10 protein-coding genes are annotated in these 12,628 nt (G+C 63.7%); 7 read left to right on the top strand and 3 right to left on the bottom strand.

All coding sequences use genetic code 11. The annotated features are described in order from the left end of the window. Nucleotides 1-199: 199 nt before the first annotated feature. Genes ACHMW7_RS02570 through ACHMW7_RS02545 form a run of 6 tightly spaced genes read left to right on the top strand, consistent with a single transcriptional unit; the run spans nt 200 to nt 8,016 of the window. Entirely contained in the window at nt 200-2,314 is a 2,115-nt protein-coding gene (locus tag ACHMW7_RS02570) for a hydantoinase/oxoprolinase family protein (RefSeq protein WP_395446323.1), read from the top strand. Next, nucleotides 2,311-4,506, top strand: coding sequence for a hydantoinase B/oxoprolinase family protein (locus ACHMW7_RS02565; protein ID WP_395446322.1), 2,196 nt, complete (start codon nt 2,311-2,313; stop codon nt 4,504-4,506). Before ACHMW7_RS02570 ends, ACHMW7_RS02565 begins: the two co-directional genes overlap by 4 nt. After that, entirely contained in the window at nt 4,503-4,958 is a 456-nt protein-coding gene (locus ACHMW7_RS02560) for a Zn-ribbon domain-containing OB-fold protein (RefSeq protein ID WP_395446321.1), read from the top strand. Before ACHMW7_RS02565 ends, ACHMW7_RS02560 begins: the two co-directional genes overlap by 4 nt. Further along, nucleotides 4,955-6,118: a thiolase C-terminal domain-containing protein gene (locus tag ACHMW7_RS02555; protein ID WP_395446320.1), complete on the top strand. Its 1,164-nt coding sequence runs from the start codon at nt 4,955-4,957 to the stop codon at nt 6,116-6,118. The genes ACHMW7_RS02560 and ACHMW7_RS02555 overlap by 4 nt, the downstream gene beginning before the upstream one ends. A gap of 15 nt (nt 6,119-6,133) precedes the next feature. After that, the gene (locus tag ACHMW7_RS02550) at nt 6,134-6,931 is read left to right on the top strand and encodes an SDR family NAD(P)-dependent oxidoreductase (protein ID WP_395446319.1); all 798 of its coding nucleotides are present in this window, start codon (nt 6,134-6,136) and stop codon (nt 6,929-6,931) included. A 59-nt stretch (nt 6,932-6,990) separates the two neighbouring features. Continuing rightward, nucleotides 6,991-8,016, top strand: coding sequence for an ABC transporter substrate-binding protein (locus ACHMW7_RS02545; protein ID WP_395446318.1), 1,026 nt, complete (start codon nt 6,991-6,993; stop codon nt 8,014-8,016). Here the strand turns inward: ACHMW7_RS02545 and ACHMW7_RS02540 are convergent. After that, complete coding sequence (locus ACHMW7_RS02540; protein WP_395446317.1) at nt 7,979-8,875, bottom strand: IclR family transcriptional regulator; 897 nt, start codon at nt 8,873-8,875, stop codon at nt 7,979-7,981. The genes ACHMW7_RS02545 and ACHMW7_RS02540 overlap by 38 nt on opposite strands. Before the next feature lie 144 nt (nt 8,876-9,019). Between ACHMW7_RS02540 and ACHMW7_RS02535 the strand changes: the two genes are divergently transcribed. After that, a complete protein-coding gene (locus ACHMW7_RS02535; RefSeq protein ID WP_395446316.1) occupies nt 9,020-11,149 on the top strand; it encodes an acetate--CoA ligase family protein in 2,130 nt (709 codons plus the stop codon). Nucleotides 11,150-11,349: 200 nt separating this feature from the next. Here ACHMW7_RS02535 and ACHMW7_RS02530 read toward each other — a convergent pair whose 3' ends face one another. After that, a complete protein-coding gene (locus tag ACHMW7_RS02530; protein ID WP_395446315.1) occupies nt 11,350-11,952 on the bottom strand; it encodes a hypothetical protein in 603 nt (200 codons plus the stop codon). A 67-nt stretch (nt 11,953-12,019) separates the two neighbouring features. After that, on the bottom strand, nt 12,020-12,544 hold the full coding sequence (locus ACHMW7_RS02525; protein ID WP_395446703.1) for an acetate--CoA ligase family protein: 525 nt from the start codon (nt 12,542-12,544) through the stop codon (nt 12,020-12,022). Nucleotides 12,545-12,628: the final 84 nt, after the last annotated feature.

Here is a 12,628-nt window from a genome sequence, read left to right as displayed (position 1 = left end):
ACGCCTAATCGACGTGTCTCAAGTGGTGGAAATCATTGCTGCTTTGGACGGCGGATGCGCTGCGGCGAAAGTTGTGCTCCGCAATGTTGTTTCAATCCCGCGCCGGGTTTCCGGCGGTCACAGCAGGCCACGAACGGTGAGCGCCAGGCGCTCGGCCGACGGCGGACTGCATCCTGAAGAATGATTTGCGAGATTGCATATGCAGATCGTCGGCATCGACACTGGCGGCACCTTTACCGACACGGTCATCCTCACCAAGGATGGGCGCGTCGGCGTTGGCAAGGCGCTGACGACACACGGGCGGCTGATGGAAGGTGTGATTGCCTCGCTTGGCGTCGCCTCACGCTCGCTGGGCAAGAGCCTGCGCGATATCCTCGAGGCGACCGACATCCTGTCGCACGGCACCACGGTTGGCCTTAATGCGCTTCTGACAGGCACCGGCGCCGAGGTCGGCCTGCTTGTCACCTCAGGCTTCGAGGCGACGCTGCCGATGGCGCGCTCCAACAAGGTGCATGGCCTGCCCGACGAGGACAGCATCAATGCGCTCAAATGGCGTAAGCCGGACCTGCTCGTTCCCCGCCGCCGCATCATCGGTGTGCGCGAACGCATCGATGTCGATGGCAACATCATCGTGCCGCTGGACGAAGAGCAGGCCCGTCAGTCGATCCGCCAACTGGTCGCGCGCGGTGCCGAGGCGATCGGCATCGCGCTGATGTGGTCGCCCGTCAATGGCGGTCACGAACGCCGCCTCGCCGAACTCGTCGCCGAAGAGGCGCCAAGCCTGCATGTGACGCTGTCGAGCGAGCTTGCGCCGCGCATCGGTGAATACGAGCGGACCGCGACCGTCGCCATGAATGCCTATGTCGCGCCGCTTGTCGGCGACTATCTGACCTCGCTCGACGAAGCGCTGCGCAAGGAGGGATTTGGCGGCCTGTTCCTGATCGTGACCATGGGCGGTGGCGTGCGTCGCGCGAGCTCGCTGCGCGATGCACCGGTACACCTGCTTCAGTCCGGACCGGTGGGGGGCATCATGGCGGCTCGCCAGGTCGGCGCGCGGCTCGGGCATGCCGATGTGCTCGCCACCGATGTTGGCGGGACCAGCTTCGATGTCGGCCTTGTCGTGGGGGGCGCTTTGCCTGCCGCTTCGCGGCCACGCATCGACCGGCACAGCCTTGCCGTTCCGGCAATTGACCTCGCTTCGATCGGAACGGGTGGCGGCAGCATAGCTTACGTCGATCCCGAACTCGGCGTGTTGCGCGTCGGCCCGCAGAGCGCCGGCTCGATGCCCGGCCCGGCCTGCTACGGCCGCGGCGGCACGCAACCCACAGTGACCGATGCCGCCGTTGTTCTGGGCCATCTTGACCGCCTTGGCGGGGCACTCACGCTCGATCGCGCAGCGGCGCGGTCAGCACTTGCGCCGCTTGCCGGCAGGCTCGGCTTGGAAGTCGAGGCGGCGGCCGAAGGGATATTGCGCGTCGCCAATGCACAGATGGCCGATCTCGTCCGTCGTGCCAGCGTGCAGCGCGGCCACGATCCTCGCAAATTCGTGCTTTACGCCTATGGCGGAGCGGCCCCCCAGCATGTCGGGCGCTATGCCGCCGAGATCGGTGTAAAGGCAATCGTCATACCGCGCCTGGCGCCGGAGTTTTCCGCCTGGGGGGCAGCCTCCAGCGACTTGCGGACATCCTATGAGATCGAGCTGCCCGCCCGACCGCTGCAGGACTTCCGCGACGGCGAGATCGAAGCATTCGGTCGGCTCGAGCAGCGCGCTCGAGGCGAATTCGAAGGGCTGGCGGAGGCGGGCCTGTCAGGTGCCATCGAGATCAAGCGCAAGATCGGCCTGAAATTCTCTCGCCAGCTGCACCGCATCGACATCGAAGTACCGGCGTCTCGGCTTGCAAGCGCCGATATCGCCACTGCCGAGGCGGCATTCCGGGCCCGTTACGAGCAGATCGTCGGCCAGGGTTCAGCCCATGGCAAAAGCGCCATCGAGCTCGCGGCCATCATTGTCGAAGCGCGCATGCCGATTGCCATGCCCGACGCCGCTCCAGCACTGACGCGCGCCGTGCCTCGGCCCGCCCGGCACCGGAGTGCCTGGTTCTTGGGCCGCGAGTGGGAAACGCCTGTCTTTTTGTGGGACGAACTTGGCGCCGGCGCGGAGATATCAGGGCCTGCCTTCATCGAATCCGAGCAGACAACGGCAGTGATCCATCCCGGCCAAATGGCGACAACCGACGAGGACGGTAATCTCACCATCGCCGTGCCTGGGGCCCACACGCGCTCGTCGTCGCCCAGGATCGAGGAATTCGCATGACAATCGGCCCGATCGAACTCGAAATCATCCGCCACCGGCTGGAGGCCATCAATGCCGACGCCGGCGAGACGCTGGTCCGTGTCTCCGGTTCGCAGATCGCGTCCGAGGCGAGCGATTTCAACACCGCGATCATGACCGCCGACGGCACAGTGGTCTCGTGCAGCAAATTCATTCTCGTCCAATCGACATCGCTCAACCTGATCGTCCGCGACATTCTCGATCGCTACGGTGAAAACCCCGGCATCGGTCCCGGCGACCAGTTTCTCACCAATGACCCTTATCTCGGAACCCTGCATCAACCCGACGTGACGCTGGTGGCGCCGATCTTCGATGGCGAGCGGCTGGTCGCCTGGGCGGGGTCGACAGTGCACGAGCCGGATGTCGGTGGGCCGGTCAGCGGCGGCTTCAACTATGCCGCCCGCTCGATTTTCGACGAAGCCATACCGATCCCGCCGATCAAGATCGTCGAGGCGGGTCGGATCCGCCGCGATATCGAGCGTGACTATCTTGCCCGCACCCGAACGCCCGAGCTGAACGCGCTCGACCTGCTCGGCCAGATGGCGGCGAACCGTGCATCCGAGCGCCAGGTTCTCGAGCTTTGCGCCGCCTATGGCACCAGCGGTCTGATCGACGCGATGGACAGGCTGCTTGCTTCGACAGAGGCGGCATTCCGCCGCCGCCTCGCCGAACTGCCTGACGGCGTCTGGCGCGAAAACTCCTTCATCCAGCATGAGCAGCGCAGCGGCGCCGACTATCTGCCGAACCAGGTCTACGCGGTCCGGCTCGTCATGGCCAAGACGGGCGACAGGCTCACTTTCGACTTCACCGCGAGTGACGATGAAGCGCCAGGCGCGGTCAATGCCACCTATCCGACACTGGCCAACTTCACCATGGCGGCGGTCCTGGTCCATATCTGCCAGGGGCTGCCTTGGATGCCGGGCGCCATCTGGCGGACCATCGACATCCGCACCCGCAAGCGATCTGTGGTCGACGCCGAGTGGCCGGCTGGCGTGGCGATGAGCACGGGCACCTCGGCCCAGGCGATCCGCAACTGCGTCAGCGGTTGCCTGGCGCGCTTGCTCGACGCTTCGGCGGCGCATGCGTACATGGCCATGGCGTCGTCGCAGTCGTCAGGCGCCGGTGGCATGTCGATTTCGGGACACAGGCTCGATGGCAACCCGTTCACCACGCTGTTTCTGGATGAGCTGAGCGGCGGCGGCGGCGCCACCCGAAATGCGGACGGAAGCGACACCTCAGGCACGGCGACGTCGCCGGGTGCTACGCCCTCGAACCTTGAAACCAACGAAGCATATTATCCCGTGCTCTATCTGACGCGCCGCGAACTTGCCGATTCAGGCGGACCCGGCAGGCGCCGCGGTGGCGTCGGCGCGATGCATGCCTATCGCCCGCATCAGACCGAACGCTCGATCGCGCTGTTGTCCATGGCGCAAGGATTACAGCATCCAGCGACCATGGGGGCGGCCGGTGGCGAACCCGGATTGCCGAGCGGCTTTGCCATCATGAGCAGCGATGTGCCGATAGCTGGTTCGAAAGGCTGGTCGGACCTTGCAGATGTCACTGATGTTCGGCTGCCGGATGCCGCCACCAGGCTCCACCCCGATCAGATACTGGTCACGTCCTCGCAAGGTGGCGGTGGCTTCGGCGATCCGCTCGAGCGTGATCCAACCGCTATTGCTGTCGATGTGCTCGATGGCCTTGTCAGCGTCAGCGGTGCGTTGCGCGATTTTGGCGTGGTCCTGCGCCTCGACGGCGACCAGGTAGTGATCGACTACGCCGCGTCGGAGGCGGAGCGACAAGCGCGTCTCAGGGCGCGGCTCGGCGGTCGCGAGCCGCGCAAGGCTGAAGGTCAGGTCAGCGGACGTCGCCTTTCCAGCCATTTCCGGGCCGTCGAAGCGTCCGGTGGCGAACAGATCGCATGCGCCAGTTGCGGCCATGGCATCTGCAACGTGGGCGCGGGTCTCTACGCGTCCCTGGTCGTCCACGATGCCGCGGCAGGCGAGCGGTCTGCCATCACCGATCGTTATCCCGGCAGTGCGCGTTTCCGCATCCGCCATTTCTATTGTCCCAGCTGTGCTCGACAGGTCGACGTTCAGGTCGCGCTCGCCGGCGATCCAGTGCTCGAGGCGATGGAAGTGCTGCTACCCGATCAACCATCAGAGGCAAGACCATGACAGCCATCCCTTTGCCCTACGGCGACGATCCCGACACGAAGGGATTTTGGGACGCGGCCCGCGAGAAGCGCCTGGTCGTGCAACGCTGCAACGCCTGCGGCCATTGTCAGTTCCCGCCCCATCCGTTCTGCGCTCGGTGCGCCCGTGACGAAACAGAATGGGTCGACGCGGCCGGCAGGGGGCAAGTGTGGTCGTTCGGCATTGCCCACGGCCCAACGCTGCCAGGTTTCCAGGATGTAGTGCCGTATCCGATGGTCGTCGTCGAACTCGACGATCATCCGCATATCCGCATGGTCGGCAGTCTTGTTGTGGCACCGGACGCCCCCATCAACAGCGTTCCGGCTTCGGCCATCCGCATAGGTCTGCCGGTCGATGTCACCTTCACCGCCGTCTCCGACGACATCACTCTGCCGCGCTGGATGCCGCACGCATCCGAGAGTCTGAAGCCATGAACGACACGATCTCCCTCAAGGACCGCACAGCGATCGTCGGCATCGGTGAGACCGCTTTCGGCAAGGCGATGGCGGAGAGCGAGGAGCAACTGGCTTGTATGGCGATCAAGGCGGCGCTTGATGATGCGGGCATTTCGCCCTCGGAGGTCGATGGGCTCTGTTCGCTCAACATGGAAAATGTCTTCCAGCACGACATCGCGCGCGACCTCGGAATGAAGGAGGTGACCTATTATGCGCAGATGCCCGCCGGCGGCCATGGCGGTTGCGGCACTGTCGGCCACGCCGCCATGGCAATTGCCACTGGCCAGGCCAAGGTCGTGGTCGGTTGGCGCTCGCGCAAGCGCAGCGGCCGCGCAAGCCGCGTCTGGGCCCAGCTGGAGCAGCGTATCCAGGGTAGCCGCGACACCTGGTTGAGACCTTGGGGCATCATCCGACCGGTCGACGAGGTGGGTGTGCTCGCCATGCGCTACATGCACGAGTTCGGCGCCACCCGCGATCATCTCGCCAATGTCGCATTGGCGTTCCGAAGCCATGCCAATCGCAATCCCAATGCCTTCATGCATGCCAAGCCGATGAGCCGCGAGGACTATTTCGCCGCGCGCTGGGTCAGCGAGCCCTTGTGCTTGTTCGATTGTTGCCTTGAGACCGACGGCGCGATCGCCTTCGTCGTCACCGCTGCGGAGCGCGCCAGGGACTGCCGCACTAGGCCCGTCTACATCCACGCTGCGGCTCAGGGCTTCGATGGCGGCAGTGCCATCCTTGCCAACTATTTCACGGCCGATCCGATGCGCTCGCAGGCCGCGACCTGCGCGAAGTCGCTGTGGCGCCAGAGCGACTTCCGTGCCGCCGACATCAAGGTGGCGCAGTTCTACGACGCCTTCACGCCAGAAGTGTTCTTCACCCTTGAAGGCTATGGCTTTTGCGGGCGAGGCGAGGGAGCAGCCTTTACTGAGGACGGCGGCATCGCGCTTGGTGGGCGCCTGCCGGTCAACACTGGCGGCGGCAGCCTCTCCGAGGTCTATCTGCATGGATTCAACATGATCACCGAAGGCGTGAAGCAGATGCGCGGCACTTCGACCGGTCAGATCGACAACGCCGACTGCTGTCTCGTCAGCTCAAGCGATCTGGGCCCGACCTGCGCCGTCGTGCTGCGCAACTGAGATGGAGGGCTAACGATGCACGACACCATCGTCTGGATCAGCGGTGCGACGCAGGGCGTCGGCCTCGGGCTCGCCCGCAACGTTCCTTTCAACAACGCCCGTATCATCAATCTGTCGCGCCGGAAGCACCCCGATTACGAGAGCGTCGTGTTCGACCTGGCCGATCCCTCGACATGGGATCGTATCCGCGGCCATTTCATTCGGGAATTGGCTGCGTTTCGTGGCAAACGCGCCATCTTCATCCACAATGCATATTATTCCGAAGCGATCGGCGTGGTCGGCAAGGTCTTCTCGGAGACGTATGAAAAGGGCGTGCTTGCCAATCTCGCTGCACCCTTCGTGCTTGCCGAAGCGTTTCTCGATGCTTGCCGCCCCGGCTATGAGGCAGGGCTGGTGATGCTTTCTTCCGGCGCGGCGGTGGCAGCGCTCGAAGGTCTTGCCACCTACTGTGCTTCCAAGGTTGCGATCGAACACTGGGTCGAAGTCGTCGCACGCGAGCGCCAGAGCCGCGGCGGAACCGGGCCGTGGGTGGTGGCAGTGCGGCCGGGCGGCGTCGACACGCCGGCCTTGCGCGCCGCCTCCGAAGTCGATCCCGAGCTTTATCCGCGCGTGGCGAGCCTCAAGCGCAACATTCCCAATCGCGTCGACATCGACACAGCCGGCAGGCGGATCTGGGCGGCGCTGCCGCCGGCCCCTGACACCGCGGTCATCTCGTTCGCCGAGCCACCGGGCGACCCGGCATTCCACTTCGGTGGACCGCGCGTCAGGCAGTTCGCCGGGTCGAACTGGAAGCTGGTCTACGACGCCGGCTGATGACGAGTTTGCCGACCGGTGGAGGGTCGGCGGCCAAGAGGATCAACAGGGAGGAAGCTATGAAATCGCTATGGAAGAAACTGGCACTTGCCGCCGCCGTGATCGGGGTGAGCTTCGGCGCCCATGCCGAGGGCTCTGACGCGCCGAAGCCACTGCCGCAGCGCGAGAAGGTGATCGTCGCCATGACCGCCAAGGTCGAGGCATACATACCGATGCTCCTTGCCGACCGGATGGGTGAGTTCGACAAGGAAAATATCGACATCGAATACACCTTCGCCAAGTCGAGCGACGGCATCGTGCTCCTGTCTACGGGGCGCGCGGACGTGCTTGGTGGCCAGCCGAGCGCGGCCGTCTTCAACGCCATTGCGAGTGGCGCCGACATCCGCGTCGTGGCGCCGCTCTTCGTCCAGTCGCCGGCCTCCAAGCAGGGAATCTGGGCCAACAACGCCTTTCTCAACGGCCGCAAGTTCACCGTCGACCTGTTCAAGGACCAGACCGTCGCCAGCGCCATCGGCCTCGGCTCGACAGCCTCCTACTTCCTGCAGACGGAACTGGACAAAGTCGGCCTGTCGCTCAAGGACGTGAAGTTCCAGACCATGGCTTCGCCTGACATCCTGGTGGCGCTCGAGAACGGTGCCGTCAATTTCGGCTACCTGATCGATTCCATCTGGCAGAAGGCTGATGAATCCAAGGTGTCGCTGGCCTTCGTCCAGGGACCGGAAATGTCGGCAGGGTCGTGGAGCTTCGGTCCGCGCCTGCTCAAGGAACGCCGTGACATCGGTGAGGCGGTGATGCGGGCGCTGGTACGCACGACGCGCACCTATCTCCAGGGTGACTACCACAACAACCCTGAGATCATGAAGATCATGCTTGAGGAGCTGCAGCTGCCCGAGGAGACGCTGAAGAAGGGTGTCTCGCTTACTTTCGATCCCAACCTCTATATGCCGGCCGATCTCGCCACGCGCCTGCAGAAGACCTACGCGCTCATTCCCGAGGTGCTGTCTTACACCGAGCTGATGCCGGAGGATCGCGTCGTCGACCAGGGCTTCATTGCTGCCGCGGGAATTCCCATTCCGGCGAAATAGGCAGGTCGTCATTGGCCCGGTGCAATTCCGCGAGGCGTTGGTGCCGGGTCGCTATCTGCCTGAGGGTGGCCCCCAGGGCAGCCGTGCCGGAGCTCTCCTCGGGGGCGGCACTGATAAGCCCCACGGCGACCGAAACACGCATGAACTTCGACTGGAAGGATGCCGCGACCGCGGTCACGCCTTCCGCCGAGAAGCCGCGGGAGGTGGCATAGCCTTGTTTGCGAACCGATCTGACCTTGTCGAGCAGTGCGGTCACGCTGGCTGTGCGCCTGGCCGGCGGTTCGGTGCGGAACATGCGCTTGGCAATCTCCACCACCACCTCCTGCGGCTTGCCCGACAAAAGCGCCATGCCGGCCGCTGTCGACCAGTCGTAGTCGGTGAAGCCTTCGACATGGACGCCGGCGTGAAAATCGGAGCCGGGAATGATCGCCGAACACTGCACCCAGCGGTCGTTTTGCATGCACAGCCATACCGTCAGGCCGGTGCGGCGATGAACCTCGTCCATCAGGTCGGAAACCGCCGTACCACCGAAGAACGAACCTTCGAGGCGCCGGGCGAGCGTGACGATCCGGTAGGATGGCAGGTAGACCTTCTGGCGCGGGTCGAAGGCGAGGTAGCCGGTGCGCACCAGCGTCTTCAGAATGTCGTCGGCGCTGGAGTTGGGAATGGCGAGCGCCCGGCTGATCTCGGTCGTACGCGCCGGCCGCGGATTGGCCTGGAAGTATTCGAGTACAGAAAGCACGCGCAGACTGGATTTCACCACACCGCCAGAACGGTCGTTGGTGACGCCCCGCAGCAGTTCATTGGGTTCTTCGAATCCGAACTCCGCCCGTCTCGCCGTGCTGGCCGCGGTTCCCATGGCGCTCTCCTCTCCTGGCGCCGGTATGCCGACGCAGAGCGTTTCGTGCCCCAGCCTGGCACCTCACCAGGAACTTGAATTCGGCCATTTGGCCTAGGCCAATTGCCCGTCAATCTGAAAACCCTACCGAAAGACCCCGACATCATGCAGACCATCCCACACGCAATCCGGCACGCCCGCGACGAACTCGACCGCAGTCTGGCCGATCTGCAGCGCATGTTCCGCAAGAAGACCGGGATCGCCTATGTCGGCCGTGTCGATGCGTCGCCGCAGGCGCACAACTGGTTTCGGCGCTTCGGCGAGGATGTTCGGTTCTGCTACGTCAATCCGCGCGGTGGCGAGGCCGGCGGCGTGCCCGTCTTCACGTCGATGGCAGAGGTGCCTGACTACATCGACCTCGCCGTCGTCAAGGTGGCGCCGGCGATCGTTCCGCAGGTGGTCGCCGATTGCGGTCGCCGCGGCGTCCGTGATGTCATCGTCTTCAGCTCCGGTTTTTCGGAAGTGGGTACCGAGGGTGCTGCTCTCGAGGCCAAGGTCGCCGAGGCGGCGCGCGAACATGGCGTGCGTGTCATCGGGCCGAACACCAACGACAATACCTTCGAGCAATTTCCCGTACCGGAGCATCATCGCGGCGGCCTGGTCGGGTTGGTCACCCAAAGCGGCTTCAACGGCCGGCCCATCGTCGAGGGCGTCGCCATGGGGGCTGCCTTCCGGCGCTGGGTAACGGTAGGCAACGAGGTCGATCTCGAGGTCGCCGACTTCATCAACTACTTTGCCCACGATCCGCAGACGTCGGTCATCGCTGCCTATGTCGAGGGCTTCAAGTCGATCCCCAAGCTCAGGCTGGCGCTTGAGGCGGCCAATGCAATGAAGAAGCCGGTGGTCATGCTGAAAATGGGGTCGACCGAGCGTGGCGCGCGCATGGCCGCCTCGCACACCGGCCATCTCGCCGGGGCGGACGCGGTCATCAACGGCTTGTTCAAGCAATATGGGGTGATCCGGGTCCGCGATCTCGACGAGTTGCTTGAGACCGCCAACCTGCTGGCCAAGCTGCCGGCGGGCACCGGCCCCAACTGTGCGCTCTACTCGGTTTCGGGAGGCTCGACGACACTGATGGCCGAGTTGGCCGACAGCTACGGCGTGAGCTTTCCCGAACTTTCACCGGCGACGATCGAGAAGCTTTACACCTACCTGCCCACCTACGTCACCGTCTCCAATCCGATCGACAATGGCGGCGGCTTTGTCATCACTGCTCCGCAGCAACAGCGAATCGACGTGCTCGAAACAATTGCCGCCGACCCCAATGTCGACGTCATCGTGGTCGGGCTGACCGCGGCCCTTGGCCTGCTGTCAGACAGTTTTGCCGCCGACGTGCTGGCTTTTGCACCCCGCTCACCAAAGCCCATCGTTGCGGTCTGGGGCTCGGTGTTGACGGATAGCCCCGGCTATCGCGACCTGGTCAAATCCGGCGTGCCGATCTTCCGCTCGTTCCGCAAATGCTTCCGCGCCATGCGGGCACGGGCCGACTACGAGGCTGCGAAAGGCGCATTCCGGCGCCGCTCGTGGCAAGCAACGCCCTTGTCCGTCGCGCAGCAGATAGCGTTACGACAGAACGGCTTGCTTGACAGCGGGCAGTCCGCCGACCTGCTTGAAGGTGCTGGGATAGAGCGTGCGCAAGAATGCCTCGTGACCTCGGCCACGGAAGCTGCCGACAGGCTCCCGGATTTGGGCGGGCGGGTCGTCATGAAGCTTGCCTCGCCCGACATCGCCCACAAATCGGATGCGGGATTGGTACAGCTCGACATTGCCGACGCCGCGACTGCCACCGGCGTTTATGACAGCCTGGTTGCCAAGGCGAAAAACCATTTTCCGGCGGCTCGGATCGAAGGCGTGCTGATGCAGGAACAGATCGGCTCGGGTGTCGAAATGATCGTTGGCCTGACACAGGATCCCGACCTTGGCCCCACAATCACCGTCGGAGCAGGCGGCATCTATGCCGAGATACTCAAGGATGCCGCCACGCGCCCTTTGCCCGTAGACAGGGACGACATTCGCGAAATGATCGCAAGTCTCAGGCTTTCCCCACTGCTTGATGGTGCCCGAGGTGCTGCTCCATCGAACAAGGAAGCCCTTGTCGAGTTGGTCTTTCGGACCGCGCAACTGGGGCTCGCAGCGGGTTCAAGCATAGTGGAGCTGGATCTGAATCCGGTAATTGTCTTGCCGACGCGTGCCGTGGCGGTGGACGCTCTGGTTGTCAGTCGCACGATCGACTGACACGGCGCCATATGTGCTGCGGCGCATTCCCGGCGAAGTTTCGAAGAAACAATGAAACTAAGCGACGGCGAATCCCAGGACATATCGATCTTGAGCGAATCTTACTTGCATCGAGCAGACCGTCCGCCGCCCTCTTTGGCTCGATTGCTTCTGCTTTGGAAACTGCCGCCCTAGCTGGTCGCTCGGGGCGGGGTGTCATTTTACCAGCCGGCTAGCTCTGGTAGGTCATCAAGCCAGCTTTTCTCTGCCATCGAGGCATCACCGGTCTGCGGTGCAGCCTCTATGGCGTTTTGAATGAGCCAGTCCACCCACTTCCGATAGGCAGCCGGGTCCAGTTGGGGCGGCAGCACCTTGGCCTTGGCCAGCATGCGTTTGCGGAAACTGACTTGCCTGCGAAGTTTGGTCGTCGTGAACTTGATCGCCTTGCCTTGGTATTCAACCGTCCAGCGCCCATCCCCATGGCTGGCGAGCCTATCAATGGCGAAACCGGCATCGACCGGCCTGTCCCGCCAAGGAAGTTCGATGGCATTCTTCCTCAGGTCTATAGCCCATCGCCGGTAGTTGGCCCCGGCACGCTGGGGCGGCAGCACACCAGCCTGTTCGAGTATCTTCCTTCGGAAGGTAGGCTGCTTCTTGATCTGGCCCGTCGTCAGTTCGATGCGGTGCCCACGGAATTCGACGTGCCACCGAATCCTCCCGTTACCGAAATACTTTACCAGCCTGTCGATGACGAACTCGTCATCGCTAAGCGCCGTGCATCCCTGCTTGATGCTTTCGAGAATGTACTGGCTATCGGTGGGCATGACGCGGCCTCGTGCGGGACGCATCGGAAGCTTAGAGATTCAAAAAATCAAGGACCAATTTCCCCACCTATGCTTCATAGGCGGGCCGCGGCGTATGAAAGAATGCGGCGTGATTTCCTCTTATCGCATCCTTGTCAGGAGGCGGCGCGCCGCGGGCGCCATCGAGCAATGCGGATAGCCTGAGGCTGGCGATCATTTCGCGAATGTCTTGCCTGTCGACAGGCAGCGGGCGCGTGGCGGCATCCTTCAAGATTTCGGCATAGATACCTCCGGCGCCGACGGTGATGGTTGGGCCAAGATCGGGATCCTGCGCCAACCCCACGATCATCTCGACGCCCGCGCCGATCTGTTCCTGCATCAGCACGCCTTCGATCCGAGCCGCCGGAAAATGGCTTTTCGCCTTCGCAACCAGGCTGTCATAGACACCGGCGGCAGTCGCGGCGTCGGCAATGTCGAGCTGTACCAATCCTGCATCCAATTTGTGGGCGATGTCGGGCGAGGCAAGCTTCATGACGACCCGCCCGCCCCACGCGGCGAGCGCTTCAGTGGCTTCCGCGGACGAGGCGACAAGACGCTCGCGCCCACGGTCTATGCCGGTACCGGACGAATTTCCGTTCCGTTTGAAGCGACATTAGGAAAGGCGCGTCAGGATGGCGCGTCCTGCCACTGCCTTGCC

The organism is Aminobacter sp. UC22_36, assembly GCF_044056035.1.
Lineage (GTDB): Bacteria > Pseudomonadota > Alphaproteobacteria > Rhizobiales > Rhizobiaceae > Aminobacter.
Note: the sequence above shows the minus strand (reverse complement) of the source record. Positions and strands in the feature narration are given on the sequence as shown.